Origin of the sequence: Pseudomonas sp. RC10 (assembly GCF_038397775.1) — a bacterium.
GTDB lineage: Bacteria > Pseudomonadota > Gammaproteobacteria > Pseudomonadales > Pseudomonadaceae > Aquipseudomonas > Aquipseudomonas bambusae.
In genome coordinates, this window is the sequence record NZ_CP151650.1 from 2,885,826 (window position 1) to 2,910,724 (window position 24,899).

Genomic DNA, 24,899 nt, shown 5'->3' on the forward strand with positions numbered 1-24,899 from the left:
CGCCCACCTTGACATGGCGGGGGTCGTTGGTTCGAGTCCAATCGCGCCTACCAAACAAATCCGCTCTGCTGGGCGGTCATGAGAAGGGCGATCCGAGAGGGTCGCCCTTTTTTGTTGTCGAACGTGTCGAGCCTGAACACGCTAGGTCTCCGCTTTTCCCCGCGTAATCCGTCCCGCCTTGATCTCATCCACATACGCCCGTAACCGATCCGCGTCCTTGTACTGCTGGTTCATCAGGTGCAGCACCGCCACGACGTCTACATCGTTGATACGCTCGGCCAAACGGCTGATTTCCCCGGCTGTGCGTTCAAGATTACCGGCGATGGCGTTGAGGTCGCGCTTGAGTTCCAGCGCTGATTTTTTCATTCCCACGATCATGTTCCCCAGCTATCGACAGGGCAGGGCGAGAGGTTCTGCCTTTAATACCCCTGCGATGTAACAGGGATGTGATGATACGTCAGTTCCGGCTTTTTTCCGGCCATGAAAAAGGCGCCGATCGGGCGCCTTTTCATGAGAGGGGGCCTGGGTCAGCCACCAGCACCGCCTGCGCTGGAGGAGCCGCCTGACGAGCCTTTGGAACCGCTGCCAGACGAACCGCTGCCGGTGGTTGAGCCGCCTGGCAAATCGACGTCATTGCTGCCGCCGGTGCCGTTGCTCATTGCGCCGGTGTTCATGCCGCGACGAATGCCGTTGGCTGGATTCGCTGGGTCCATGTCAGTACCTTGTCGTTCGATGTCCGCGCCTTGTGTCCGTGGATCCTGGCCCGTCTGCGAGGGGGGTGGTCCCACGGAGGGAGACGCCGCGCCAGCCAGCGCTGCCATCGAACCACACGCCAGCGCACAACCCAGCGCCAGTGCCGCAAATGATTTGTTCATCGGGAGATCTCCATGTCTAGGGTCCTGTCTTGACTTGGGCTCTCGGGAATCGAACGGAGTGCCGTCATGGCGACCAACGGTCATGGGGCGGATCGGAGCGCGGTGGAAACGCGTCCGCGACGCCTCTGCAAAAAATTCGCATATTCATAGGGTTAACGTGAAAAAAGACGTTGACACACATTTGAATATCCGTAGAATGCCGACCCACAGCAGGCACGTAGCTCAGTTGGTTAGAGCACCACCTTGACATGGTGGGGGTCGTTGGTTCGAGTCCAATCGCGCCTACCAAACAAAATCCGCTCTGCTGGGCGGTCGCGAAAAGGGTGAGTCGAAAGACTCACCCTTTTTTGTTGTCGGTGGTTTTACGTTCCTCGAAAAGCTCCGGCTCAGGTGTGCCGGTGGCTTCAGGCATTTCTCGTCTATTTCTCAAACCCTTACGCAGAAAAAAATCCTGATTTTTCAGTCTCTCGGCTGGACCTTTTGCCACGATGCGCGATCATCAGTGCATGGAAATCGAAAGGAGGTGCGTATGTTTACTCGGTCGCTGACCCTTGCCGTTCTGTTGGCTGTTGCCGGTCCCCTATTGGCAGCGGATGCAGACACCCCACTGGCGCAGGAGCGTGGCAAGTCGCGTCCGCTGATCATCATCGCTTCCAGTTCTGTGGACCCGACGCTGGTGACGCTGAAGAAAAGCCTCGATGAGCCTGCCAATAAAGAAGCCTTCGCCAAGCGCAACATGGTGCTCTACACCATCGTCTCTCTGGCCGGGCAGCGGAACGGTAAGGACATGGACGCGCAGTCGACCATGGCGCTGATCCGGGAATTGAAACTCGGCGTGCTGGACAAAAGCCAGGCCCAGGTGATTCTGGTGGGCAAGGACGGCGAGAAGAAGATCGATCACAAAGGCGCGATCGATCCCAAGGAGATTTTCAGCACCATCGACCAGATGCCGATGGCTGAGAAAGAGGCCGCAGCCGCTGCACCGGTCGCGCCCGCGGCAGAGCCCAAAGCCGCGACTCAGGGTGGCAAACCGGGCAAGGCAGGTAAAGCGGCCCCTGCCGCGCCCCCCGCCGGGCTGGATGACTGATCAGGCGCAGTCAACGCAGGCAATGCGCATCATGTCAGTAGGGCATGGGTACGCTTGCTGGTAAGATCGCTCCTTTTTTATCGAAGGGACTGTCATGAAACATTGGGCGGGAGCTGTGGCGTTGGCGCTGCTGACGGGGTGCATGGGCTTGAATCAAACGCGTTCGGCCGGGCCTGCGCAGGTGTATGCGAGCCAAAAACCCGCCGCTGCGGTGGCCGAATGTATCAAGGTCAGTTGGGGCAATGTGCAGCTGTTCGGTGATGTCGCCGATGTCTTCATGGAGCAGGGCAAGCCTGGGGAGTTCACGGTGTACACCACCGAAGGCGAGTACTTCGCGGACGTGAGTGCGAAGGGCGGCTCCACCGCAATCAGCTTCTACGCCAAACCGGGCGGCAAGGCGGTGGACCAGCGTGGAGCAATGGTGGCGACGTGCTTGTGAGGCATGCCCTCTGCTTACTGAAACGCTGTTTAAGCGCTTTTGATTCTGGCCACCCGGCCAGAATCAAAGCGGCGTGAGTGTCTCACATCGGCGGTGTCACGCCATTCTCACCCGCAGAAATCGACAGCGCGCTCAACGAGCCGTCCGCTGCCGGTTGTGCTTGCACGATGGCCTTCACGCCCGGCTTGAGCAGGCTGCGGTCGCCGGGGACCAGATTGACGATGGGCACGTCGTCCGGGATCACGATCTTCTTCTGACCACCTTTGTAGTTGACGGTAATGGTGCGGCCGTTGCTGGTCACCAGATCGCCCACCGAGCCATTGGTCATCGTGCTGTCCTTGCCCAGGTCGAACGCCCGATGGCCGTCGCCTGTACCTGCCATTTCCGGCGGGAACACGTGCACTTCCAGCGCTTTCAGCGTGCCGTCGGCCTGGGGCACGGCGGCTGAACCCACGTAACTGCCCGGTTTGATATCGGCGACCTGTGCCAGCGTCACGCCGCGCACTTGTGTGTCTTTGGTCAGCTTGACCAGCAGGTCTTCGTTGCGGTTGCTGTGAATCTTCAGTACATCGCCGTCAATCGCGGTGATTGCCCCGCGGACGCGGGTCGGCTTCGCATCTTCTGCCTGAGAGGGTCCGGCCATCAGCATGGCGGATGCCAACAGACTGGAAATCAGCAGGGTGTCACGCAGTCGCTTGCCTGTTGTGATCTTCATGGTGCCGCAATCCTGTGTGGTGAATCAGAACGCCGAGCTTAGCGTTACCCGCACAGGAAGTGGATGACATCACTGTCAGAATTGGCAGCCTGCGCTTGAAGCGTGTCAGGGCATGGCGCGGGAAATGGGGGCGCGAGGCCGTGCAAAGCAGAGAGGGGAGTCAGGCGCGCCGTCGTGAGACACGACAGCGCGCCGCTCGAAGGGCGTATTACTGTTGCAGCGAGATGGACGTGTTGGCCAGTTTTGGCTGATTGAACATGCTCACCAGCACTTCATCGAGAATCGACGAGGCACCCCATGGGCGAGCGTCGTTGAGGATCGCGACCACGACCCAGGTGTTGCCGTTGCTGTCCCGACTGAACCCGGCGATGGCGCGAACGGTATTCAGGGTGCCGGTCTTGATGTGCGCTTCCCCGCGCAGCGCGGTGCGTTTCAGGCGTTTGCGCATGGTGCCGTCCATACCCGCCAGCGGCAGCGAGCTCATGAACTCGGCCTGGTACGAGCTGTTCCACGCGGCCTGAAGCATTTGCGCCATTTCACGAGCGCTCACCCGTTCAGCCCGGGACAGGCCAGAACCGTTCTCCATCACCAAATGCGGCGCGGTGATGCCTTTCTTCGCCAGCCACTGACGGATCACCCGTTGCGCGGCCTTGGCGTCATCGCCATCCGCTTCGTTGCGGAACTCGGAACCCAGGCTCAGGAACAGTTGCTGGGCCATCGTGTTGTTACTGAACTTGTTGATGTCGCGAATGATTTCCGCGAGGTCCGGGGAGTAGGCCTTGGCCAGCAGCTTGGCGCTGCCCGGCACGACGTCCAGACGGTCCTTGCCGAGAATGGTGCCGCCCAGTTCTTGCCAGATGGCGCGCACGGCACCGGCGGTGTAGGTCGGGTGGTCGAGCAGCGACAGGTAAGTCTGCGAGTTGCAGCCGTCGCCTAACTGACCGGACACCGTGACGGTGATGCCGCCATCGGCCTCAGGGACCGGGTTGTACAGCACATCGCCGGTACACTTGTTCGACGACAGCGCCTTGACCTGATTGTTGATGTGAATGGCGGCGATCGGTGGCTCGACCGACACCAGAATCTTGCCGCCGTCATTGCGGGTCACGAAGCGCAGGGCCTTGAGGTTGACCATAAGCGAATCGGGGCGGACCAGGAACGGTTTGTTCTTGTCATTACCGTCGTCGTCGAACACCGGCAGTTGCGGCTGGATGAAATGGCTGCGGTCCAGCACCAGATCGCCCGTCACTTGCTGCACGCCATTGGCGCGCAGGTCACGCATCAACAGCCAGAGTTTTTCCATGTTCAGCTTCGGATCACCGCCGCCCTTGAGGAACAGATTGCCGCGCAGGACGCCGCTGCTCAGGGTGCCATCGGTGTAGAACTCGGTCTTCCACTGGTGGGTCGGGCCGAGCATTTCCAGTGACGCGTAGGTGGTGATCAGTTTCATGGTCGACGCCGGGTTCACCGAGACGTCAGCGTTGAAGACGGTGGGAGTGCCAGGACCGGTCACCGGGAGCATGACCAGCGAGAGCGCATCGTTGTTGAGTTTGGCGGCCTTCATGGCCTCCTGGACCTTGGGGGGTAACGCGGTGTTGATCGGGGCAGCAGCGACAGACAGCGAAATCGGTAGAAGCAGGGTGGCAAAAAACAACGGACGCAAAGACTTGATCATTCAATAAACCCTACTGCAATGAAGAGGGACAACCGGAGGGGATGGATTCCCTCGTGACATGAAAACGGCCGCGACTGAAAAGTGTCCCAGCCCTACGGGCAGAAAATAGCGCCCGGTGACAGTGCGGCATTATGCCCCAAGCTTTCGTGACTTGCGCCGGGGGACAGCCGTCAAACCGCGCTATTTTTTCAAATCGTGTCGAATTGTCACGTGAAACGACAGGCTTCTGTCTGTTTTCGCGAAATCGGCGGCCGTGAAAAACCACCTTTCAGGGGGGCTTCTTGTCTTGGCAGAGGCGGAGGAAATCAAGAATCCCGGCTCAGCGCACCCGTCAATAAGGTGTGCCCTGATCCCTTTGCTGACGCAACGCCTCGGCATACCACTCGAACTCATCGAGAAACCTGTCCATCTGCTTCAACGTCCGCTCATCTTTCGGTTGACCGTCATCGGCCAACGCCTCGCCAATGCGCGGGATGGAAAAGAGGCTTGGAATGCTCGGCATGCCCAGCTCCCCCAAAATCATTCGAAGCTGCATCGCCGCACGCACGCCGCCGAAACCACCTGCCGAGTAGCAGGCAATCGCAGAAGGCCGCCACAGGTACTCTTCCAGAAAATGGTCCAGCAGGTTTTTCAATGCAGGGGGGACGCCGTGGTTGTATTCGGCACTCACTAGCAGAAAACCATCGGCACGGCGATAAAGCGCGGCCAGGTTTTCCAGATCGGCAGGTGCGGACCCTTTGGGGTATTCCTTGTACATGCGGTCCAGCAACGGAAGGCGCGTGACCATCGGGTCAACGAGAACGGCTTCATGTCCTCGCGCTTCGAGGGCGGTCAGGAGCAATCGAGCAGCCTTTATGCCTTGTCTGTCACTGCGAACCGAGCCTAAGAGAACCGCGACGGTGAGGGGGGGTGGGGTCGGCATGGGGTGCTCCTGAATCATGGGTCTTGGCGAATGTGTAACGCTGAACTCCAACACTGGACCTGCCCTAGGTTTGACGCGGATGACCCCGGGCAAGGCTTTAAGAAGCTATAGACCATGAGAGAAGGAAGCATGCAGATCGGCAACCGTTCAGGATGGCCCGTGCGCGCTGATTCAAACGCGGCAGGCCGCAATCAGCAGGCAGTGCGTCGCGGCGTCAAAGATCACCAGCCATCCTGACGCCTGACTCTGGTAGACTCCGCGCCGTAATTACTTAGAGGATTATTTCATGGCTACCAATCGCTCCCGCCGCCTGCGCAAAAAGCTCTGCGTGGATGAATTTCAAGAGTTGGGTTTCGAACTGAATCTGGAATTCAAGGAAGACCTGTCCGACGAGGCGATTGACGCGTTCCTGGACGCTTTCCTCTCCGACGCGATGGACGCCAACGGTCTGGATTATGTCGGTGGTGATGACTACGGCCTGGTGTGCCTGGCCAACCGCGGCTCCGTGACCGAAGAGCAGCGCGCCACCGTGGAAGCCTGGCTGAAAGGCCGTAGCGAACTCGTGAAGGTTGAAGTGAGCCCGCTGATTGACGCCTGGTACCCGGAGAAGCCGATCGAAGCTGCAAAGTAATCGCGCCTTGATCCGGCTTTTAATGCCGGGTCTCGATCACGCCACCCTGACGGGTGGCTTTTTTTTGTCTCGATCCGGGCGAAACACCCTTCATCCCGCCGTGCGCCCTGTCAGTCAAGTGCTTGCGCGTGCCCTGCGTCTGCCTGTCTTTCAGCCGGGCTCGACCCTGTGTTTCTCCGCGCATCTTCCCGTTTTGATCCAAGGTCCTTCGCAGTCTGGCCGGATTATCAATGAAGCGACGAGCGCTCATAGTTCGATCCCTTGAAATGACGTGCGCCACAGGGGATCGACCGTGTCACGACTCACCGTTCCAACCCGCGATGATGCGCCCGAAGGGGCACGACCGCTGTTGGACGACATTTACCGACAGTTTGGCCGGGTGCCTGCCGTCTACCGGCTGATGGCGACGAGCCCGGAAATCCTCAAGGTTTTTTTTGCGATGGGCAGCGCCATCGATTCGACTCTGGATCTGAAATTGCGCCTGCGCATTTCCATCGCTGTCGCTCAGGCCAACGGCTGTGACTATTGCCTGTCGGCCAACCGCTTCGTGGCGGTCAATCGCGCGCGTATCGGTCCGGACGAAATCGAGCTGAATCGTCAGGGCGCATCTTCGGATCCGGTTTCCGACGTGGCGGTCCGGTTCGCGACCCAGGTCACGCATCGCAGAGGTCGGGTCGCTGACGACGAGGTGCGACAGGTCCGCGATGCGGGCTACAGCGAAGCCCAGATTGTCGAGATCGTCGCGTTGGTGGCGCATTGTACGTTTGCCAATTACCTCAACGAAGTGGCGCAAACGGACATCGATTTCCCTGTACTTCGCACGCAAGAGCTCAAGTCCTGACGGCGGCGTCACCCGTTGCCGTCATTCACGCACAGCGCTGACCACACCCAGCGTTCGTACAGTTGTTCATCCCCCTCCACCGAGGAGTATCACTATGGATCGGCGCCTGCTTGCTTTGGCGATGAGTATGTTTTCACTGGGCACCGGCGGTTTTATCGTGGCCGGACTGCTGCCACAAATCGCCGTCTCGTTCAGCGTTTCAGTGGGCGTCGCGGCGCAAATGCTGACGGTGTTCGCAGTGTCTTACGCGCTGCTGGCTCCCACCGTCGCCGCGCTCGCGGCAGGTATTCCCAGGAAAAAGCTGTTGCTGAGCGGCCTCGCACTTTTCGTGATTGCCAACCTCGCGACAGCCCTTGCCCCCAACTTCGGGTTTGCGTTGGTCGCCCGCGCGATCGCCGGACTGGGCGCGGCCATGTTCGCGCCGACAGCCACCAGCGCCGCGACCCTTTTGGTCCCGCCGGAAAAGCGCGGCTTCGCGCTGTCGATGGTGGTGGCAGGGCTGACTGCGTCGACTGCGCTCGGCTCTCCCATCGGCACCGTGATCGGAGGATTAGGTGACTGGCGCTGGTCGATGGTCTTTGTGGCCTTCATGTCGGCGATGGCGGGGCTGGGGGTGATGGTATTGATCAAGGACATTCCGATGCCGCCAAAGGTGACCTTGCTCAAGCGACTCGCCCCGATGGTCGATCCTCGCATCGCGCTGACCCTGTTCACGACCTTTTGCATTTTGTCTGCCATTTTCGTCGTATACACCTACTTCGCCATCGTCTTCGACCGCGCCTACAACGGCAACTCGTTGATCCTCGCGCTGTTGCTCGTGTTATGGGGTGCGGGTGGCACCATCACGAATCTGGCGGCGGGTCGAGTCATCGACACCATCGGCGAACGCAAGGTGCTGATCGTGATGCTGACGCTGATGATCCTCGACCTGCTGACCCTGCCGTGGACCAGCGCGAACCTCTGGACGGCCGGCGTGGCCATTCTGATCTGGGGTGCCTGCGGCTGGGGTTTGCTCGTGCCACAGCAGCACCGGCTGGTCTCCATTGCGCCTGATGCCGCAGCGATGGTGTTGGGCCTCAACGTGTCGTTCACCTACCTCGGCATTTCGGCCGCAGGTGTGATTGGCGCCTTCTTCATTCCGCTGGTGGGGGGCTACAACCTGGGACTCATCGGCGCAGGCTTCGCCGTGCTGGCCTTTGCGTTGTCGGAGCTGGCGACCCAAGTCATCCATGCTCGTTTTTGCGTGGCCGAGATCTAAGGGGAGGGGGCGAACACCGGCTGATCGCGGAATAAAAAAGATGACGTGCCAAACCGGAGCGGCACGTCATCTGGCGTGGTTAATACCTCGATTGTCCCAGAACATCGAGGCGTGTAACCGAAGAGGGATGCCGTAAATTAGAAGAAACGGTCATTCACGTAAAATGATGATTTGTGATCCTTTGAATCACAAAAAATGAAGCCAGGAAGGCTGTCACTTCTCGCCTCTGGGCGTTGATTCAACCCTGCTTTTGCAGCCATTTGGCACGTTCAGCCAGCCGCCTTTTCCATTCCTCGTTCAAGCCGCGCGTCGCCTGCAAGTCGAGCAAATCGTCGATGTTGGGCCGATGCTGCAACTGGATGTTCCAGAACTCATCAATCGAAAAACGGTGAGTGGCTCGGTCCAGCAGATGAATCAGATCCCCCTCCTGAATCAGACCCGGCTGAATGACCCGGTAATACCAGCCGGTTATTCGCTCCCTAGCGATAAACAGGGACATGTGTTCCGTGTCGAAGCGATGATTGATTTTCCAGCACGGCGTACGGGGTTGTGATACTTGAAGAATGCTGGTGCCTAACAGGTAAATGTCGCCGATGAATACGGTTTTTTCGGTCAAGTCATAGGCCGAGATATTTTCACCCAAACTTCCTGGCACGCATTCATCGGCACAGTGGGTGAAGCGAGCTGCCAGTTTTGAGTAATGTTCGGCGGGATAGTGATGCACGGCTTTTTCCGGGCCGCCGTGTACTCGGGTATCGGCATGTTGGTCCCCAACGATACCGTTTTTCTGTACATGCACGGCGCCAGACACTGGCCGCTTGTACATGCCGGTGGTTTGGCCTTCGGGTTTGAGTATTCCCAACCCGCCAGCACAGAGACGTTCTATTTTGGACACTAATGTCATGGGGGAAGACCATTATCATCTGCAAGTTTTAATGACTTTACGCACCCTCGCGGAACGCCGTAAACTAATGACTCCTGATGCGAATCATCACTTTTAATGATGGATGGCAATAATCATGGAAATGCGTCAACTAAAAATATTTTGTGCCGTGGCCGATCTGGGCAGCTTCACCTCAGCCGCCTTGCAGGTGAACACGGTTCAATCCAATGTGACGATGCGGGTCAAAGAGCTTGAGATCGAACTTGATCGGGAACTGTTCGTTCGCAAGAAGTCAGGTGTCGTTCTGACGGCAGCGGGTGAAACCTTTCTGGGGTACGCCAGGCGCATCCTGCAGTTGACCGATGAGAGCCGCAGCGCGCTGATGGACACCGGTACTCCGGTGGGCCTGCTCCGTCTGGGGTCCATGGAAACCACTGCCGCCATCCGCCTGCCACAGATCCTCACCAAATACCGTGAGAGTTTCCCTTCTGTTCAGCTTTCACTGCAAACGGGCACGACCTCGGAATTGCTCAAGGCCGTGGAAAGTTATCGCCTTGACGGTGCGTTTGTGGGGGGCTATCACCAGAACGCGGCATTGGTACAGGAAGGCGTATTCGAAGAAGAGTTGGTATTGGTCAGCAGCCATGCGTTCACGTCATTGGCGACGTTGATCGAGAAAATGCCCCAGCAAACCGTGCTGGTCTTTCGCACCGGTTGTTTTTACCGTTCGACCCTTGAAAACTGGTTTTACCAAGTTGGGCTTATTCCTAATCAAATCATGGAAATGGGAACCCTTGACGGCATCTTGTCATGCGTGGCTGCGGGCATGGGGGTGACGTTATTGCCGAAAGCCGTGGCTGAAAGTTCAAGTTTGCGGCATTCAATTCATTGTCATGCTCTGCCACCCGAGTTTGCACATATTTCAACCGTGTTCGTGCGTCGGAGTGATTCATTGATGACTTCCGCGATGAGCGCGTTCATTGAGTTGGCGCAACATCAACTTCCTGTTGCCGCTGTTGCCTGATGATCAATAACGGCCCGGAATGACCGGGCCGTTTAACAGACGTTCTTATTGTTTCAGTGCCATCCCAGGGGGCGAACGATATTGGATTCGTTATGCAGGGCGTAAGGAAGTTCAAACACTTCCTGCCGAAGTCGCGTGACCGACGAAGGCAACCCCAGCGCCAACTCCGCTACCCGCTCCGCCGCTGGCACCACGCCGTGAATCTTGCCGACGCCCTGGCCCGCATACAGTGACAGTTTCTTTGCCATCCTGGCTTTGTCGATGGCCCGGGCGCCGCCGCCGATCAGGCGAAGCAGGTTCCACTTGTCGCGATTGGGGATCACTCGATGCGGCGTTCCCCATGTCCAACCGAACGAATAGCCGGTGCGGTATTCGGTGTCGTCGGTGGTCGCCTCCACGATCTTCTGTTTATAGAGCGGGTGCGCGTTCGATTCGTCCGTCGCCACGAACGCCGTGCCCACAGTCACGCCGGATGCACCCAGGGACATCAGCGCCCGCACATCGTCGCGGTTGACGACGCCACCCGCTGCCAAAACGGGCCGACCTTGCGCGACCTCGATGATCGAAGGCAGCAGCGACATGATGCTGATGGTGCCGCGATTCAAATGGCCGCCGCTCTCACTGCCTTGGGCAATGATGATGTCGGCACCGTTGGCGATGGCTTTTCTCGCCAACGCCACGGAACCGGCTTGCACCATCACGATCATCCCTGCGTCCTTGGCGCGGGGAATCATGTCGGCGGCGTAGGCTTCGGCGTAGAACAGGGACAGCAGCCTGGGTTTTTCCTTGAGCACTACCTGAAATTGCGCCTCGAACACATCGGGACCGCCGAACTGAGGGACGAGGTTTACCCCGAACGGCTTGTCGGTGAGCGATCGGGCTTCCTGAAGCCAGCGGCGCAGAGTCAGGGGTGGAAGACGAAGGCCGCCCAGCACCCCCATTCCACCTGCGTTGGCCACGGCCGCCACCAGTGGCGGACTGGAAATGGCGGCCATACCGCCGAGAAAAATGGGGTACTGCACCCCACAGAGTCGCGTCAATGCATTGCCTGAAAATGTGACTTCATTCATGGTCATAACTCCACATGTTTTCCGAGCATCCGTTTCAGCGTGGTGTTTTTCAGCAGGAAGTGATTTTTGATGGCGCCAAATAGATGCAGCGCCAGCCCTGCCACGAACAGCGTGGCGCCGATGTTGAACAGCACGTCCACCAGGCTTTTCAGCCCTGGACTGGTGGGCAGCAGCGCCGGAATCGACAGGCCGCCAGGCAGGACGGTCGGTTCACCCCCTGCGGCCCTCGACGCCCAGATGGCGATGGGCAGCAGCACCATTGCCAGCGCCAGGCCAGCTGCCACGGAGCGGCTGACGATGACCTCAATAGGGTTGGGTGTCCCGACCGGCAACGGGTGATAAGACGTGACCCGCGCCCAGAATCGGTAGATCGACACCAGAAACAGGATCAGCCCCACCAGGTTTTGCAGGTGAGAAAACGAGGCGCGTGCGGCCTCATCCGAGGTGAACGCGATCTGGATCTGCAGGCCCAGCAGTGCCAGCAGCGTGAACGCGACCAGCCAGTGGAGCGCGATAGTGATGGGCGAAAAGCGTAAACCGGTATCTCGCAGTTGCATGACAGCCTCCTGATGGCCCGAGCAGCCAAGGACAGAGATGCGCTATTGAATGGGGTGAAGCCGACGCGTCAGTGGTTGACGGCCTGAGCGGCGCCGATACCCGTTCGGGCACGGACCAGTTGGTCGTCGAACGCGCCTCGCTCTCGTTGCGCCGCGACACTGCGGTCCGTAACGGAACCGAGCCAGGTGAAGAAGAACGCCACGTTCATCGAGATGATGGCCGGGTAGTCGAACGGAAAGATGGCATCGGGATGACCGAGCACCTTGACCCACACGGCAGGGGACAGGATCACCAGCGTGACCGAACTGATCAGACCGGCAACGCCGCCGATGAGCGCACCACGGGTCGTGAGGCCTTTCCAGTACATCGAGAGCGCAAGGATCGGGAAGTTGACCGAAGCTGCGACGCCAAAGGTGAGGGCGACCAGGAACGCGATGTTCTGGTCCTTGAACAAAATCCCGAGGACCACGGCGACGATGCCGATCCCCACCGACGCGATCCTCGATACGCGGCGCTCATCACTGGCCCCGGCGCGGCCTTTTTTGTAGACCATCAAATAGAGGTCGTGGGAAATCGCCGAGGTCCCCGCCATGGTCAACCCTGAAACGACGGCCAGAATGGTTGCGAACGCCACGGCGGAGATGAACCCCAGCAGCCAATCGCCACCCACTGCCTGCGCCAGGTGCATGACAGGCATGTTGCTGCCGCCGATCAGCTTGCCGCCGACGATGCCACCTTCATAAAAAGCCGGGTCTTTTCCGACAATGACGATGGCCGCCAGGCCCAGGATGCCTACGATGAGGTAGAAGAAGCCGATGAAACCGGTGGCCACGAATACCGATTTTCGAGCTTCCCGAGCATCGGGAACGGTGAAGAAACGCATGAGGATGTGAGGCAGGCCCGCCGTACCGAACACCAGCCCGACCGACAGCGAAATCAGCGCCAACGGATCAGCCACCAGCTTGCTCGGCAGCAGAATATGCTCGCCGTCCTTGTGCGCGGCCACGGCACTTTGAAAGAGCGACTCGAACGAAAAACCGAATCTGCTCATCGCCAGGATCGCCAGCAGCGTGCCGCCGATGAGCAGCAAGCCGGCCTTGATGATTTGCACCCACGTGGTGGCAACCATGCCTCCGAACGTCACGTACACCGCCATCAACAGCCCGACCGCGATGACTGCGTAGTGATAGGGCAGGCCGAACAGCAGTTGTATCAGTTGCCCCGCGCCCACCATTTGCACCACGAGGTAGAAGCACACCACGGTCAACGATCCGAATGCCGTCAATGTCCGGATGCGGTCCCGGTCCAGTCGAAACGACGCGATGTCGGAAATGGTGATGCGTCCGAGGTTGCGGATGCGTTCGGCGAACAGGAACAGCAGCAACGGCCATGCGACGAAGAAGCTGATCGAATACAGCACTCCGTCAAAACCGTTGAAGAAGAACATGCTGGTCACGCCCAACAGTGCGGCCGCCGACATGTAATCCCCAGCGAGCGCCAGGCCGTTTTGAAAGCCGGTGATCCCGCCGCCGGCGTTGTAGAAGTCATCCATCGACCGGGTTTTCGAGGCTGCCCAATAGGTGATCCCCAGGGTGACCGCGACGAACACCAGAAACATCGAAATGGCCGTCACGTTGATCGGCTGTTTCACGACGTTTTGCAGTGCCTCAGCCGATGAAGCGGCGGTGGAGAACAGGCCTGACACGGCCAACGAAATGAAGCCGCGAGTGAGCGCTTTCATGCCAGTGCTCCTTCGCGAAGTTCAGCATTGACTTGGGCGGACTCGCGAAGCTCGGCGTTGAGTCGGGTGAACTCGCCGTTCGAGCGAAGAATGTAAAGCCCTGTGAACAGCCAAGCCAGAATGATGAAGGCGGCTCCCAGCGGCCAGCCGATGCTGATCATGCTGGTGGGGGAGAGTTTCAGGGAAAGCAGGTGAGGGGAAAACGCTGCGACGAGTATGAAACTGAAGTAGGGGACCAGTGTGGCCGCTGTCAGTATCGCAACGAAATTTCGCTGCTTGGACACCAGTTCCTGATAACGGGGATGATTACGGATACGGATTGATTCATGGTCGTTATTCACGATGACTCCGTGGTGCAGTGGAAAATTATTGTTGTTCCACAACCTCAGATCCGATGAGAATCTGCCACTGGTTGCGGTTTGAGTGCCAGGTCAACGTAAGCCCGTGTATGCATCATGTAAATTAATTAATCGAGATGCTATCGATCTGTTTTCGTGAATCGAGACGTGCGGGGGGGGTATGAAGCGGTGGGGTAGCGATCAAGTGTCCGCCCCCGCCGTGGCGCTGATCGAAAGCGCAGAGCTGCCGTCACAGGGCGAACCTCTTGAGCACCTCATTCACGCCCGTGGCCAGTTGCGTCAGTTGAACGCTGGCGACAGCCCGGAGAATGGGTTAACGCGGGTGCAACAGGGCGTCGCCGGGAAGCGTGAGCGGTCGGGCATCACGTCGCGGGACGCCCGGGGCAGCCTATCCGCTACGCACTCAGAACCATTCTGAAATGCCGCTCAATGGCTGAGCGAAAATGTACAGAGGTCCCGCGGATGATCAATCCAGCGCTGGCAACGCCTCCAGGTTCGGTCGACTTGCCGGATCGGTGTCCTTGAACGTCGCGGGGCTGATGCGGCGGCGGTCGATGGTCAGGTCGAACACGTCGAAGCGGTTGTAGTAGCCGGTGATGTCGTGAAACTGCTTCGGCTCGATGCAATCGTTGAGGTTGAACGTGGCATACGCCAAGCCTTCCTCGTTCTGTAGAGTATCGCCAATGGTCGCGCCGGTGGGGTCGAGGAACTGCGTCGCGGCGCGAGGGCTGTTGTCGAGCACATCGATGGCCACCGGGTCGCCACTCTTTTTCAGCAGGTCGAGCATCGAATCATCGACGAAACCGGCGTTGAGGATGCCAAACACTTTCGCTTCGAACGAGTGAGCGCCCGCACGAATGCGGTTTGCCGCCAGGTTATCGAAGTTCTGGCCTCCGGGTTTGCGCGTCGGCCAGATGGCCGGCCACGCGGAAATGTGGATGTGTTCGCCTTGCGCCGCCAGCGAATAGCGGGCGAGGGGGTTGGTGTTTTCGCCGCAGATGAGCGCGCCGATGTTGCCGATACGCGTATTCGAGACCTGCAGGCCGTGGCCGTCGCCAGGTGCCCAAACCATCTTTTCGTAGAAGGTCGGGACGAGCTTGCGGTGGTGATTGAGGACCGTGCCTTCCTCGTCGATCAGGACGTTCGAGTTCCAGATGCAACCCACGCTTGCCCGTGTCGATTCGCTGAAACCCAACGACACGATGATCTTGTGGCGACGGGCTGCGGAACGGATCGCGGTGATTTCCGGGCCGTCGATCATCACGCTGTTTTCCACCATCAGACGAAACCAGTCGTGGTTGTAGATGGGGGCCCAGAGTGCCGCCCAGACCGGGAAACCGGGGATGAACGATTCCGGAAACACGACGAGCTCCGCGCCGTTGGCGGCGGCCTCTGCGATGAACGAACAGGCTTTGTCGACGCAGGCGGCCTTGTTCATGTAAACGGACGCGGCGTGCGCGGCGGCGACTTTGACAGTGGGGAGTGCCATAACCTTTACCTTATTCAAACGATTTAGTGATGTGCCGCTTCGGCGACGCCCAGCCCGGTCTCGCGCCGGACGGAAAATTCAACCCAGCGCGACTGAGAGAGCTGGCTCGGGAACAGCAGCGAAAACAGCACCACCAGCAAGAAGCCCAACGGGATGGAAATCAGGCCGGGGTTGCGAAGCTGGATCAACGGCTCGCTCAGGCCGACAAGGCTGGTGGCCAAGGCTGGAATCCCGTTCGCGATGGCCGTTTGCGCGGCGGCATCGCTGACCCATTTGGCGCGCTCTTCCGGTGTCGCTTGCAGGCTGCCGTTGTCGATCTTCTCGACCTTGGTGCTGGCGGCCGTCGCCGCGCTGATCGCCGCCTGTTTTTGCATCAGCGGGTAGGTCATGTTCGGCGACACCAGTACCAGTCCGATGGACAGGATCGTCCCGCCCAGCAACCCGGCCACCACGCCAGCGGTGCTGCAGCGTTTCCAGTACAACGTCAGCAGGAGGGCAGGCAGGTTCGCCGACGCTGCTACCGCATAACCAAGGCCGACGAGCTGCGCGACGTTCTGACCCTTGGCGGAGATGCCCGCCAGAATGGCCACGGCGGCGATGGCCAGGGTCGCGATGCGTGCGGCGTTGGTCTGCTCCCGTTCGGTGGCCTTGCCTTGGCGAACCGCCCCGACGTACACGTCATGGGCCAGGGTGGACGCGGCGGCGAGGGTGAGGCCTGCAACCACCGCGACGATGGTGGCGAAGGACACCGCCGCGACGAAGGCCAGCATCAGGTTGCCGGCGAGGCTGTCAGGGCCGCCCCCGAGGAATTGCGCGAGCATCGGCGCTGCGAGGTTGCCGCCTTTGTCCATGGAAACTACCGCGAACGGCCCGAGGTGCAGCGCGGCGGAGAAGCCGATCACCACGATGAACAGGTGGCAGAGGCCGATGAGCAGCATCGCGGTCAGCGCCGAGGTTCGGGCCTGCTGGGCGTCGCGCACCGTGAAGAAGCGCATCAGAATGTGTGGCATGGCGGCCGTGCCCAGCACCAGCGCCAGGCTCAGCGAGATCTGCTCAACCGGGTTTTTCAGGTACAGGCCAGGCTCCATGAAGCGTTGGCCGGCCTGTTCAAACGACAGATTCGACACCCCGTTCAGCAGCGTTCCGAGCACATGTTTCTGTACGGCGGCGTTGCCAACAAGGTCGCTGAAAAACGCGCTGATATTGAAGCCATAGGGTGCCCAACTCAGCACCACCAGCAAGAAGCAGAACGAGATCAGCAGGGTGGCTTTGAGAATCTGTACCGAGGTAGTCGCCCGCATGCCGCCGAACAGCACATAAATCAACATCAGACCGCCCACCGACACCACCGATATCTCGAACGGAATGCCAATCAACGCGGCGATGATGACGGCGCCGCCGACGATTTGCGGGACCATGTAAAACAGCGCCACCAGCACGCTTGATATGGCCACGGCAGACTTGGACGCACGGAAGCTGTTGCGGAAGGCGAGCACGTCACCGAGGGTGAACTTGCCCAGATTGCGGCAAGGTTCTGCCACTAATAAAAGGACCGGAATGAAAGAGATGAAGAAGCCGATGACGTAGGTGATGCCGTCCAGGCCGTAAATGGCAATCAGGCCGGACACGCCAAGAAATGCGGCAGCGGACAAGTAATCACCCGCAATTGCCAGCCCGTTCATTTTCCCGGAGAGCGCACCGCCGGCGGTGTAGAAATCCTTGACGGAATTGTTCTTTCGCGCAGCCCAGTAAGTAATCGCCAGGGTAATAAAGAACAACAGTGCGAACACGCTAAAGGTCATGGCCCGGTTGCCGTCCGACACTAAGGTCGCGGCCTGGCTGTGAGTGGCAACCACGGAAAGTAGGGCAGCCGCCAGGAGTTTCGCCTTGCCTGAAACATGAGCGGATGCGCGAGGGGAGCAGAGGAGGCGTGCGGAATTAATGTTTGACATGTTCATCCTGGAATCTCACGGAAACTTCAGTCACGAGGGAGGCGGCCATGCGATCAATGCCTTTCAGGCGATAGGCGTAGAGCACGGCAATGGCGGCGCCGAAAAAGTACTGGCCCACGAGATAAATCAATCCGACGTTAATTGCGCCGATGACCTTGTAAGCCAGAAACTCGGGGAAGTAGGCGGACAGGACCGGGATCGCGAAGTACACGGCCATGCTGACAAACATCAAAAGAGACACCAGCCTTCTTCGGCGTCTAATCAATACGGCGAAATCGGGGTGCGCATAAATGGCGTTCCAGATGTTTTCAGGTTTCATGAACAGGCCTCGCAAGTGTGCAGTACGTTGGCGAGTCTAAATCAATGAAATGCTTCGCCAATCAGCAATGCCACAAGGCCTGTTGCATTCCTGCATCCCTATCTCAGTGCCCTGAAACCGGATGTGCGACACTTTGGTGCGATTTGAAAATGCGAGGTGCTGACGGCGGCTAAATGGGCTGTCAGTGCACTGCTTAAAGGCGGGTTGAGAATAAGGTCGGGACGATCGGGCGCACGTGGGCGGGGCAGCGTGTTTGCATGCGCTGGGTTTTAAACACTAAGAAAGGGGTAGGCCTGTACTAAGCGTTTTGGAAATGCTCGTCGTTTTTAAACAGCCGGGTCAAATAAGCGGTCATGGTTTTGATGCGGGCAATGTAACGCAGGTCCTGATGAACGCTCAGCCAGAGTTCTCGGGTAATGGCTGGGGTCGTCAGTTCGATTTTCCGAAGGCCGAAGCGCTCGGCTTCAGAAAACGACGGCAACATGACCAGGCCCACGCCCGCCGCCGCGGCGAACATCTGCGACAGCATGCTATTGGAGTAAAACACGATGTTCGGCTTTTGGATCAGGTCATCCAGCCAGCGCACGGCGCTGATCTCGATCAGCTCTTCGACGTAACCGACGAAATCGTGTTCGGCCAGATTCTGCGCATCTGGCAAGCCTTTCTGGGCGATGTAATCGTCTGAGGCGTAGAGGTTCAGTTCAAAGCTGGCCAGCCGTTCGGAATGGAAGCCATGACCCTTGGGTTCGAAGAAGCCGAGGAAGACGTCAGCCTCGCGCCGGGTGACCTGCAATTGATGGGTCGACGTCACCAGCTCCAGGGTCACGTTCGGGTGCAGCGCTTGAAGCCTGGGAATCTGCCGGGTGAGGTACAGCGAAGCGAGCCCTTCCATTGTGCCGACTCTGACGCGGCCCGCGATTTCGTTGGTGCCTGTGTACAGCTCGTCCAGCAGCCCGGAAAAACCGGCGCCCATCAGTTCGACCTGCGCCAGCAGCCGGGCGCCCTGATCATTCAGTTGCAGCCCGGTGTTGCCGCGTTCGAACAGGCTGAACCCCAGGCTGTATTCCAAGTGATTGAGTCGACGGCTCACCGTCGATTGATCGACCTTGAGCTGCTTGCTGGCCTTGGACAGGTTTTCGCAGCGGGCCACGTGCATGAAAATCCGGAGGTCGTCCCAGCTTAGATTTTCAGCTCTCATCGATACGTCCTGGCGGGAGAAAGGCGAGGCTCATTATCGAGTGGCCCTTGCTCAAGCTCAAGGGCGTATATCACCGGGGCGTCTGGCCTGATCAGGTCACCTTGAAACGCTGCACCAGCGCCGTGAGTTCGATGCTCAGGCGCGACAGTTCGGCACTCGCCTCTGTGGTCCTCAAGCTGTTTTCCACCGACTCGTCCGCGATGTCGCGCACCTGCACCAGACGGCTGCTGATCTGTTTCGAGGCTTCGGTTTGCTGGTCCGCCGCGGCTGCAATGTTCAGGTTCATGCTGTGAATCGACGCCACCGAGCCGCGGATTTCGCTCAGCACCTGTCCGGCAGCCCGGGCCAGTTCCACGCTGGAGTGGCTCATGCTTTCGCTTTGCGCCATCAGCGCCGTGGCGTCCCGTGCCCCGTTCTGCAATGACAGGATGAGTTGCTCGATCTCTTGAGTGGATTGCTGCGTGCGCTGTGCGAGGCCGCGAACTTCATCGGCCACGACCGCAAACCCTCGTCCACTTTCGCCTGCACGTGCGGCTTCGATGGCCGCATTGAGGGCGAGCAGGTTGGTCTGGTCGGCGACTTCGCGAATGACGCCCAACACCCCGTCGATCTGTTCGCTGTCATGGCGCAAGCGAGTCATGGCCGTGCTGCATTGCGTCACGTGGGTCAGCAACTGATCGAAGTGAAGCAAGGCCTGGGCGATGATCTGGTCGCCCTCGACAGTGCGTTGCTCCGTCACCTCGGTGGCGTGGGAGGTGTCTCGGGCGTTTTGCGCAACGTGCTGCGCGCTGGCGACCATGTCTGCGACCGCCACGGCCACTTGCGAGGTCTGCTCCCGTTGCTGTCCGGCACCCACGTCGTTTTGCGTGGTGATAACAGACAGTGCCTGGGCGGCCGAGGTCAGGCGCTCGGCACCGCCGCCAATACGGCCGATGATTTGCCGAAGCTGTTCGCCCATGTCCTGCATGGCCGTCATCATCTGGCCGATCTCGTCCCGGTTGTCGGTGCTGAATTCGCTCGACCCGAACTGGCCGGTCTTGCGCTCGCCGGTCACATCCCCCGACGCGATCTGACGGGCAAGCAGCAGGGCGCGGTTCAACGGCGGGATGATTTGTCGCGTGATGAGCCACGCGGCGCCCAGCCCCAACAACAGCGTCAGCGTGGCGGTGGTGAAGAGGAACCATTGCGCGAAACGCACATCCGCCTGACGCCCCTCGACATGCTGGCGATAGAGGGTGTCGCCCAGAGTTTGCAGCTCCTTCGCCTGTGCAAGCATCTGCGCCTTGGCCTCCAGGCTGGTTTGCATGTCCTGACGGAATTGCGCCACCTGATCCTGATACACCAGCACGGTGCTGAGGGCTTCTTCCAACAGTTGCTGGAGGTTTTCGTTCGGCAACTGCTCCCACAAGTCGTTGCCCTGCTGGCGAATGCTGTCAGCACTGGAGGACAGCATGCGGTGAGCGTCGTCTGTCGGGTTCTGCACGTAACTGTCGACCTGATCCTGCAACGTGGCAGTCAGTGATTGCAGTGTCACGGCGGACTGAAGGGCGGCGCCAATGCGCACAGGGTCACCCGCCAGCGCGTCGAACAGTCCGCCGGTGACGTGCTCCAGTCGGCTTTTGATCTTGCCGATCACCGGCGTCATCAGGTGTTGGGCGTCTTGAGCGTGACGACGGGCCGCGACGAATTGGTTGAACGTGTCCTGATAGTGACCGCGCACGGCCCTGATGCGCTGGACGGACGCCAGAGCGCGGTCACCGGAATCGCTCTGGACGCTGGCGACGATCTGGTCGAACCGTTCGATTTCCTGGTGAAAGGCTTCAACCGCCGACGCCTCCATGCCGCGGTCGAAGTCATGCTCCTGAAGGCGAATCTTCGCGATCTGACTGTCCAGGGAAATGCTGTCCACCAGCGACTGGCTGCGGGTGGCGAGTTGGTTGACGTTATACAGCGCGCTCCAGGTCAGCAGCGCGGTCAACAGCAGTACCGCACCAAACCCGGCGATCAATTTGCCCCTGACCGACGTCATCATGCCGGGCCTGCCTGCACCAGACGGATGTCCACTTCCCGGTCGACGAATTGCCATTCCGCCGATTCGCGCAATTGCGCCAGCAGATCGTCGAACGCGGCACTGTCCGCAGGGGCAAACTCGAACCAGGTGACGAAATCAAAGGGCTGAGCCATGGCAAGGTCGCGGCAGTGGTACAGCCGGCGGGCGATGGCGGGGAGGTAGCGCATGCCGATGGCAATGTGGTTGGACTGCGTTTCGATGATCGCTCGGCGCTCGTCCTGGGTCAGCGCCCACCACGCCGGATTCTTGCGCAGCGCGATCAAGGCCGCGCAGGTGGCGGCGGGGCGCCCGAGATCGGGCTGGCGGGCAGCGAGCGCGGTTTTCTCATCGCGGGTCACGTAGCGCTCGTTGCTGGTAATGCCTTGCAGGTGCCAGACGGACACGCGTGGGGCCTCACCTGCGACGCCCGGCAGAACCGACACGCGCGCGGCATCTGGCAACGGCGCCCCCGTAAGGTTTGTCTGACGCTGAATCTGCCAGGACCCTTGTTCCCCGCCGATAAAACTGAACAGCCGTTGTGATGTTGCGCTCATCGTGAATACTCGAAGAAGACTGCACGGCTCGGGTGCAGCGTGTGGATGAACATCAGGCAGCCACCGACGGTGTGAGCCGTTGGGCGAGGTGCTGGATCAACGCCTGATCGGGGACCGGTTTCAACTGGTCAGCCGTGCCTTTTTTGCCGGTGCCACGGACCCTGAGCAGGTTCCCCTGATCGGGCCGATAAAGTTCGTAACCCATTTCGCAGGCCGGGCAGAACACCAGATCGCCTGCGCCATGGGTGCGCGACACGACGACCGTGGGCCCGCAGTTCTCGCAGCGCCTGAGCGGAATGCCGGCATCGGTATGGCCCAAAATGTGCTGCAACCCGCCTTCACGGCCCAGGCTGACGAACAAATGCGCATAAGCCTCGTGAAACTGGCTGCCTGCGCTGTCCTCGACGATCTTCAGTGCGTCATCGAGTGGCATGCCCTTGCGATAGGGCCGGTCGCTGGTCATTGCGTCGAAGGCATCGCAAATGCCGGTGATGGCGGCCATTCGCGGAATCTGGTCGCCGCTCAGTCCTCGCGGATAGCCCCGTCCGTTGGGCATTTCGTGGTGGGACCAGACCGCATCCATTACCAGCCCGGCCAGCGGGTGGGTTTCCAGTAAACGTTTGCCGATCTCGGGATGGGTCTTGATGACGTCGTATTCGTTCTCCTCAAGCCGACCTGCTTTGCGCAGCACCGCATCGGGAATGCCGATCTTGCCCAGGTCATGAACAAAACCTCCCAGCGCGATCAATTGCACCTCGGTCGCGGGCAGACCGGCTTTATCTGCCAGCAGCGCGCAATACTGAGAAACCCGCCACAAATGCCCGCCGGTGTAGGGGTCCCGTGCTTCCACCAACCAGGCCATCGACAACAGGCTCGCCAACAATGGCGTGTCGGCGGAGGGCGATGGGGGCACTGGCGTTCCCAGCCAGTCGTTCAACCTTTGCATCAGTTTCATGGGGTATCGGCTTCCGAAGGAGGAGTGAGCACGGCTGGCTTTGTGCCGCTATGCCACCCATTTCGTTGGCGAAGAGCGTTTGGTTACAGGCCTTTGAAATATTTTTTTGGGGGCGGCGTGGAGGTGGCAATTTTGGTGAGTCGGCTGTGGCACAGGCTGAGCAAGCTCATCGGAGCCTGTGCATTTTTTATCAGCCGTTGAGATCAGATGGTGAATTTTCAAGTGCCTTTGGCGAACCTAAAATCGACTCCCCTGTTTGAATACGGCTGTTCTGCAATGACCTGCCGATCTTTTTTGGAGAGTAGAACCATGAGAAATTCGCAAAAAGTCGCCATCGTCACCGGCGCATCCCAAGGTCTTGGCGCGGCAATCGTCGCGGGCTATCGCAATGCCGGTTTTGCCGTGATCGCGAATTCCCGGAACATCAAGCCATCGTCGGACGCGGGCGTTATCGCCGTGCCGGGTGACATCGCCAGCCGCGAAACGGCGCAGAAGCTGATCGACACCGCCATTGAACGTTTCGGTCGCGTCGACACGCTGATCAACAATGCCGGCATCTTTATCGGTAAGCCGTTCACGGAATACACCGCCGATGACCTGGCCCGCATGCTGCAAACCAATATTCACGGCTTCTTCAACATTACCCAGCTGGCCATCCCGGAAATGCTGAAGCACAAGAACGGCCACATCGTTCAAATCACGACCACCTTGGTCAACCAGGCGTTGACTGATATTCCAGCGGGCCTGGCACTGATCACCAAAGGGGGCCTGGACGCGGTCACTCGCGGTCTGGCCATCGAATACGCGACTCAGGGCATCCGCGTGAATTCCGTGGCACCCGGCATTATCAAGACGCCAATGCACGGTCCGGAAAATCATGAGTTCCTGGGCAAGCTGCACCCAATGGGCCGTATGGGTGAAGAGCAGGAAATCGTTGATGCCGTGATGTACTTGGAAAACGGCGCGTTCGTCACCGGCGAGCGCTTGAACGTCGACGGCGGCCAGCACGCCGGTCGCTGGTAATCGACGGCTTGTCGACGCGGGTCGTGGATCACGCGGCGCCGCTCTGAATGCGCGGCTCGCAGCACGGTGTTTGGTGTCGCACTTGAGAGCGAGTCGGGGGTGGTTTCGGAATGAAGGGCGGGGCGGGAACTCGCGGCCTCGCTTGATTTCGAAAGGGCCACACCCGGTTGTCATTCCGGGCCCAGGCCTCACGCTTTAACGCTGTCTTAACCAGCGAGTGGAAGCCTGCCTTTTTTCAGAGGGCTTTTCATGTTGCGATCAGAACTCTCGCGCCTGGCGTTCGCCTGTGCGTTCATTGTCACGGCAACCACCGCCGCTGCGGCCGATGCTTCCACGTCCCGCTATGGGGAAAATCTGGAAGGCTTCAAATACCCTTATCCGTTGCATTATTTCGCCTTCGAATCCCAAGGCACCCAGCTGCAAATGGGCTACATGGACGTGCCGCCCACAGCGAACGCCAACGGTCGAACGGCGGTGTTGATGCACGGCAAGAATTTTTGCGGCGCCACCTGGGAAGACAGCATCAAATCCCTGAGCGCTGGCGGATATCGCGTGGTCGTGCCCGACCAGATCGGCTTTTGCACCTCGACCAAACCGGATCACTATCAATACAGTTTCCATCAGCTGGCGGACAACACCCATGGGTTGCTGGCCAGCCTCGGCATCAAGAACGCTGACATCATCGGTCACTCTACGGGCGGCATGCTTGCCGCTCGCTACGCGCTGAGCTACCCCGAGCAGACCGCTAAACTCGTCATGGTCAACCCCATCGGCCTGGAAGACTGGAAAGCGAAAGGGGTGCCGTGGCGCAGCGTCGATCAGTGGTATCAGCGTGAAATGAAGCTTAATGCCGACGGCATTCGCAAATACGAGCAGGCGACCTATTACGCTGGCCACTGGAAGACGGAATACGAGCGCTGGGTGGACATGCTCGCGGGGCTGAACGCGGGTGCCGGGCATCAGAAAGTGGCGTGGAACTCCGCGCTGATCTACGACATGATTTTCACCCAGCCGGTCGTTTACGAGTTGCCCAGCCTCAAGGTGCCCACGGTGTTGCTGATCGGTGATGCCGACACCACGGCGATTGGCAGCGACATTGCGCCACCCGAGGTGAAAGCCCGGATCGGGCATTACAACGTCCTGGGCAAAGAAACCGCCAAGCTCATCCCGGGCGCCAGGCTGGTGGAGTTCCCCGGGAAAGGACACGCACCACAAATGGAAGATCCGGTGCTGTTCAACAAGACGCTGCTCACCGAGCTGGACCGCAACTGATAGCGTGAG

27 protein-coding genes and 1 tRNA gene are annotated in these 24,899 nt (G+C 59.5%); 10 read left to right on the forward strand and 18 right to left on the reverse strand.

Annotation, left to right across the window (positions count from 1 at the left end; genetic code table 11):
- Positions 1 to 141 precede the first annotated feature (141 nt).
- Positions 142 to 372, reverse strand: coding sequence for a hypothetical protein (locus tag AAEO81_RS13270; RefSeq protein ID WP_166595277.1), 231 nt, complete (start codon positions 370 to 372; stop codon positions 142 to 144).
- A 155-nt stretch (positions 373 to 527) separates the two neighbouring features.
- On the reverse strand, positions 528 to 875 hold the full coding sequence (locus AAEO81_RS13275; RefSeq protein WP_341964053.1) for a hypothetical protein: 348 nt from the start codon (positions 873 to 875) through the stop codon (positions 528 to 530).
- 211 nt (positions 876 to 1,086) lie between these two features.
- Here AAEO81_RS13275 and AAEO81_RS13280 point away from each other — a divergent pair.
- Positions 1,087 to 1,163 (forward strand) — tRNA-Val (locus AAEO81_RS13280).
- 49 nt (positions 1,164 to 1,212) lie between these two features.
- Here AAEO81_RS13280 and AAEO81_RS13285 read toward each other — a convergent pair.
- On the reverse strand, positions 1,213 to 1,362 hold the full coding sequence (locus AAEO81_RS13285) for a hypothetical protein (protein WP_341964054.1): 150 nt from the start codon (positions 1,360 to 1,362) through the stop codon (positions 1,213 to 1,215).
- 42 nt (positions 1,363 to 1,404) lie between these two features.
- Between AAEO81_RS13285 and AAEO81_RS13290 the strand changes: the two genes are divergently transcribed.
- Both AAEO81_RS13290 and AAEO81_RS13295 read left to right on the forward strand, forming a co-directional pair.
- On the forward strand, positions 1,405 to 1,962 hold the full coding sequence (locus AAEO81_RS13290) for a DUF4174 domain-containing protein (protein WP_341964055.1): 558 nt from the start codon (positions 1,405 to 1,407) through the stop codon (positions 1,960 to 1,962).
- Between the two features lie 94 nt (positions 1,963 to 2,056).
- Positions 2,057 to 2,401 carry a 2-oxoacid ferredoxin oxidoreductase gene (locus AAEO81_RS13295; RefSeq protein ID WP_166595280.1) on the forward strand — a complete coding sequence of 115 codons (345 nt, stop codon included), beginning with the start codon at positions 2,057 to 2,059 and terminating at the stop codon, positions 2,399 to 2,401.
- An 82-nt stretch (positions 2,402 to 2,483) separates the two neighbouring features.
- Here AAEO81_RS13295 and AAEO81_RS13300 read toward each other — a convergent pair whose 3' ends face one another.
- The 3 genes from AAEO81_RS13300 to AAEO81_RS13310 all read right to left on the reverse strand — a co-directional run bounded on the left by AAEO81_RS13300 (position 2,484) and on the right by AAEO81_RS13310 (position 5,713).
- Positions 2,484 to 3,116, reverse strand: coding sequence for a DUF5666 domain-containing protein (locus tag AAEO81_RS13300; protein ID WP_341964056.1), 633 nt, complete (start codon positions 3,114 to 3,116; stop codon positions 2,484 to 2,486).
- 208 nt (positions 3,117 to 3,324) lie between these two features.
- On the reverse strand, positions 3,325 to 4,791 hold the full coding sequence (gene dacB / locus AAEO81_RS13305) for a D-alanyl-D-alanine carboxypeptidase/D-alanyl-D-alanine-endopeptidase (RefSeq protein ID WP_341964057.1): 1,467 nt from the start codon (positions 4,789 to 4,791) through the stop codon (positions 3,325 to 3,327).
- Positions 4,792 to 5,122: 331 nt separating this feature from the next.
- Complete coding sequence (locus tag AAEO81_RS13310; RefSeq protein ID WP_341964058.1) at positions 5,123 to 5,713, reverse strand: NAD(P)H-dependent oxidoreductase; 591 nt, start codon at positions 5,711 to 5,713, stop codon at positions 5,123 to 5,125.
- A gap of 286 nt (positions 5,714 to 5,999) precedes the next feature.
- Between AAEO81_RS13310 and AAEO81_RS13315 the strand changes: the two genes are divergently transcribed.
- From AAEO81_RS13315 to AAEO81_RS13325, 3 genes are all read left to right on the forward strand, one after another.
- Positions 6,000 to 6,344, forward strand: coding sequence for a YggL family protein (locus AAEO81_RS13315; RefSeq protein ID WP_341964059.1), 345 nt, complete (start codon positions 6,000 to 6,002; stop codon positions 6,342 to 6,344).
- 292 nt (positions 6,345 to 6,636) lie between these two features.
- A complete protein-coding gene (locus AAEO81_RS13320; RefSeq protein ID WP_341964060.1) occupies positions 6,637 to 7,185 on the forward strand; it encodes a carboxymuconolactone decarboxylase family protein in 549 nt (182 codons plus the stop codon).
- A gap of 94 nt (positions 7,186 to 7,279) precedes the next feature.
- Positions 7,280 to 8,443: an MFS transporter gene (locus AAEO81_RS13325; RefSeq protein WP_341964061.1), complete on the forward strand. Its 1,164-nt coding sequence runs from the start codon at positions 7,280 to 7,282 to the stop codon at positions 8,441 to 8,443.
- Between the two features lie 238 nt (positions 8,444 to 8,681).
- Here the strand turns inward: AAEO81_RS13325 and AAEO81_RS13330 are convergent, their stop codons facing one another.
- Complete coding sequence (locus tag AAEO81_RS13330) at positions 8,682 to 9,347, reverse strand: MOSC domain-containing protein (protein ID WP_341964062.1); 666 nt, start codon at positions 9,345 to 9,347, stop codon at positions 8,682 to 8,684.
- 115 nt (positions 9,348 to 9,462) lie between these two features.
- Here AAEO81_RS13330 and AAEO81_RS13335 point away from each other — a divergent pair, with 115 nt between their 5' ends.
- A complete protein-coding gene (locus AAEO81_RS13335) occupies positions 9,463 to 10,350 on the forward strand; it encodes a LysR substrate-binding domain-containing protein (protein WP_341964063.1) in 888 nt (295 codons plus the stop codon).
- Between the two features lie 53 nt (positions 10,351 to 10,403).
- On the opposite strand, the gene AAEO81_RS13340 is transcribed toward AAEO81_RS13335, so the two are convergent.
- The 4 genes from AAEO81_RS13340 to AAEO81_RS13355 all read right to left on the reverse strand — a co-directional run bounded on the left by AAEO81_RS13340 (position 10,404) and on the right by AAEO81_RS13355 (position 14,060).
- Positions 10,404 to 11,420, reverse strand: a complete 1,017-nt coding sequence (locus tag AAEO81_RS13340; RefSeq protein ID WP_341964064.1) for a nitronate monooxygenase — start codon at positions 11,418 to 11,420, stop codon at positions 10,404 to 10,406.
- 2 nt (positions 11,421 to 11,422) lie between these two features.
- Complete coding sequence (locus tag AAEO81_RS13345) at positions 11,423 to 11,977, reverse strand: cytochrome b/b6 domain-containing protein (RefSeq protein ID WP_341964065.1); 555 nt, start codon at positions 11,975 to 11,977, stop codon at positions 11,423 to 11,425.
- 68 nt (positions 11,978 to 12,045) lie between these two features.
- Entirely contained in the window at positions 12,046 to 13,719 is a 1,674-nt protein-coding gene (gene actP / locus AAEO81_RS13350) for a cation/acetate symporter ActP (protein ID WP_341964066.1), read from the reverse strand.
- Complete coding sequence (locus AAEO81_RS13355; RefSeq protein WP_341964067.1) at positions 13,716 to 14,060, reverse strand: DUF485 domain-containing protein; 345 nt, start codon at positions 14,058 to 14,060, stop codon at positions 13,716 to 13,718. Before AAEO81_RS13355 ends, actP begins: the two co-directional genes overlap by 4 nt.
- Positions 14,061 to 14,238: 178 nt before the next feature.
- On the opposite strand from AAEO81_RS13355, the gene AAEO81_RS13360 reads away from it, so the two are divergent.
- The gene (locus AAEO81_RS13360) at positions 14,239 to 14,496 is read left to right on the forward strand and encodes a hypothetical protein (RefSeq protein ID WP_341964068.1); all 258 of its coding nucleotides are present in this window, start codon (positions 14,239 to 14,241) and stop codon (positions 14,494 to 14,496) included.
- A gap of 48 nt (positions 14,497 to 14,544) precedes the next feature.
- Here AAEO81_RS13360 and AAEO81_RS13365 read toward each other — a convergent pair whose 3' ends face one another.
- From AAEO81_RS13365 to AAEO81_RS13395, 7 genes are all read right to left on the reverse strand, one after another.
- A complete protein-coding gene (locus AAEO81_RS13365) occupies positions 14,545 to 15,567 on the reverse strand; it encodes a carbon-nitrogen hydrolase family protein (RefSeq protein WP_341964069.1) in 1,023 nt (340 codons plus the stop codon).
- A gap of 23 nt (positions 15,568 to 15,590) precedes the next feature.
- Positions 15,591 to 17,369, reverse strand: coding sequence for a cation acetate symporter (locus tag AAEO81_RS13370; RefSeq protein ID WP_341964070.1), 1,779 nt, complete (start codon positions 17,367 to 17,369; stop codon positions 15,591 to 15,593).
- Positions 17,370 to 17,505: 136 nt separating this feature from the next.
- Positions 17,506 to 17,838, reverse strand: coding sequence for a DUF485 domain-containing protein (locus AAEO81_RS13375; protein WP_166595285.1), 333 nt, complete (start codon positions 17,836 to 17,838; stop codon positions 17,506 to 17,508).
- 298 nt (positions 17,839 to 18,136) lie between these two features.
- Positions 18,137 to 19,036, reverse strand: a complete 900-nt coding sequence (locus tag AAEO81_RS13380; protein ID WP_341964071.1) for a LysR family transcriptional regulator — start codon at positions 19,034 to 19,036, stop codon at positions 18,137 to 18,139.
- A 91-nt stretch (positions 19,037 to 19,127) separates the two neighbouring features.
- Positions 19,128 to 21,068: a methyl-accepting chemotaxis protein gene (locus AAEO81_RS13385; protein ID WP_341964072.1), complete on the reverse strand. Its 1,941-nt coding sequence runs from the start codon at positions 21,066 to 21,068 to the stop codon at positions 19,128 to 19,130.
- Complete coding sequence (locus tag AAEO81_RS13390; protein ID WP_341964073.1) at positions 21,065 to 21,640, reverse strand: chlorite dismutase family protein; 576 nt, start codon at positions 21,638 to 21,640, stop codon at positions 21,065 to 21,067. Before AAEO81_RS13390 ends, AAEO81_RS13385 begins: the two co-directional genes overlap by 4 nt.
- A gap of 52 nt (positions 21,641 to 21,692) precedes the next feature.
- On the reverse strand, positions 21,693 to 22,595 hold the full coding sequence (locus AAEO81_RS13395; RefSeq protein ID WP_341964074.1) for an HD-GYP domain-containing protein: 903 nt from the start codon (positions 22,593 to 22,595) through the stop codon (positions 21,693 to 21,695).
- Between the two features lie 309 nt (positions 22,596 to 22,904).
- Between AAEO81_RS13395 and AAEO81_RS13400 the strand changes: the two genes are divergently transcribed.
- Complete coding sequence (locus tag AAEO81_RS13400) at positions 22,905 to 23,618, forward strand: SDR family oxidoreductase (RefSeq protein WP_341964075.1); 714 nt, start codon at positions 22,905 to 22,907, stop codon at positions 23,616 to 23,618.
- A 249-nt stretch (positions 23,619 to 23,867) separates the two neighbouring features.
- Entirely contained in the window at positions 23,868 to 24,890 is a 1,023-nt protein-coding gene (locus AAEO81_RS13405; RefSeq protein WP_341964076.1) for an alpha/beta hydrolase, read from the forward strand.
- Positions 24,891 to 24,899: the final 9 nt, after the last annotated feature.

What these genes read in the sequence shown, in the direction of transcription:
- AAEO81_RS13295 (WP_166595280.1), top strand. Translation starts at nt 2,057, where the DNA reads ATGAAACATTGGGCGGGAGCTGTGGCGTTGGCGCTGCTGACGGGGTGC.
- AAEO81_RS13365 (WP_341964069.1), bottom strand. Translation starts at nt 15,567, where the DNA reads ATGGCACTCCCCACTGTCAAAGTCGCCGCCGCGCACGCCGCGTCCGTT.
- AAEO81_RS13290 (WP_341964055.1), top strand. Translation starts at nt 1,405, where the DNA reads ATGTTTACTCGGTCGCTGACCCTTGCCGTTCTGTTGGCTGTTGCCGGT.
- AAEO81_RS13345 (WP_341964065.1), bottom strand. Translation starts at nt 11,977, where the DNA reads ATGCAACTGCGAGATACCGGTTTACGCTTTTCGCCCATCACTATCGCG.
- AAEO81_RS13390 (WP_341964073.1), bottom strand. Translation starts at nt 21,640, where the DNA reads ATGAGCGCAACATCACAACGGCTGTTCAGTTTTATCGGCGGGGAACAA.
- AAEO81_RS13370 (WP_341964070.1), bottom strand. Translation starts at nt 17,369, where the DNA reads ATGACCTTTAGCGTGTTCGCACTGTTGTTCTTTATTACCCTGGCGATT.
- AAEO81_RS13315 (WP_341964059.1), top strand. Translation starts at nt 6,000, where the DNA reads ATGGCTACCAATCGCTCCCGCCGCCTGCGCAAAAAGCTCTGCGTGGAT.
- AAEO81_RS13375 (WP_166595285.1), bottom strand. Translation starts at nt 17,838, where the DNA reads ATGAAACCTGAAAACATCTGGAACGCCATTTATGCGCACCCCGATTTC.
- AAEO81_RS13325 (WP_341964061.1), top strand. Translation starts at nt 7,280, where the DNA reads ATGGATCGGCGCCTGCTTGCTTTGGCGATGAGTATGTTTTCACTGGGC.
- AAEO81_RS13380 (WP_341964071.1), bottom strand. Translation starts at nt 19,036, where the DNA reads ATGAGAGCTGAAAATCTAAGCTGGGACGACCTCCGGATTTTCATGCAC.
- AAEO81_RS13335 (WP_341964063.1), top strand. Translation starts at nt 9,463, where the DNA reads ATGGAAATGCGTCAACTAAAAATATTTTGTGCCGTGGCCGATCTGGGC.
- AAEO81_RS13275 (WP_341964053.1), bottom strand. Translation starts at nt 875, where the DNA reads ATGAACAAATCATTTGCGGCACTGGCGCTGGGTTGTGCGCTGGCGTGT.
- AAEO81_RS13340 (WP_341964064.1), bottom strand. Translation starts at nt 11,420, where the DNA reads ATGAATGAAGTCACATTTTCAGGCAATGCATTGACGCGACTCTGTGGG.
- AAEO81_RS13400 (WP_341964075.1), top strand. Translation starts at nt 22,905, where the DNA reads ATGAGAAATTCGCAAAAAGTCGCCATCGTCACCGGCGCATCCCAAGGT.
- AAEO81_RS13300 (WP_341964056.1), bottom strand. Translation starts at nt 3,116, where the DNA reads ATGAAGATCACAACAGGCAAGCGACTGCGTGACACCCTGCTGATTTCC.
- actP (WP_341964066.1), bottom strand. Translation starts at nt 13,719, where the DNA reads ATGAAAGCGCTCACTCGCGGCTTCATTTCGTTGGCCGTGTCAGGCCTG.
- AAEO81_RS13330 (WP_341964062.1), bottom strand. Translation starts at nt 9,347, where the DNA reads ATGACATTAGTGTCCAAAATAGAACGTCTCTGTGCTGGCGGGTTGGGA.
- AAEO81_RS13310 (WP_341964058.1), bottom strand. Translation starts at nt 5,713, where the DNA reads ATGCCGACCCCACCCCCCCTCACCGTCGCGGTTCTCTTAGGCTCGGTT.
- AAEO81_RS13385 (WP_341964072.1), bottom strand. Translation starts at nt 21,068, where the DNA reads ATGATGACGTCGGTCAGGGGCAAATTGATCGCCGGGTTTGGTGCGGTA.
- AAEO81_RS13405 (WP_341964076.1), top strand. Translation starts at nt 23,868, where the DNA reads ATGTTGCGATCAGAACTCTCGCGCCTGGCGTTCGCCTGTGCGTTCATT.
- AAEO81_RS13360 (WP_341964068.1), top strand. Translation starts at nt 14,239, where the DNA reads ATGAAGCGGTGGGGTAGCGATCAAGTGTCCGCCCCCGCCGTGGCGCTG.
- AAEO81_RS13395 (WP_341964074.1), bottom strand. Translation starts at nt 22,595, where the DNA reads ATGAAACTGATGCAAAGGTTGAACGACTGGCTGGGAACGCCAGTGCCC.
- dacB (WP_341964057.1), bottom strand. Translation starts at nt 4,791, where the DNA reads ATGATCAAGTCTTTGCGTCCGTTGTTTTTTGCCACCCTGCTTCTACCG.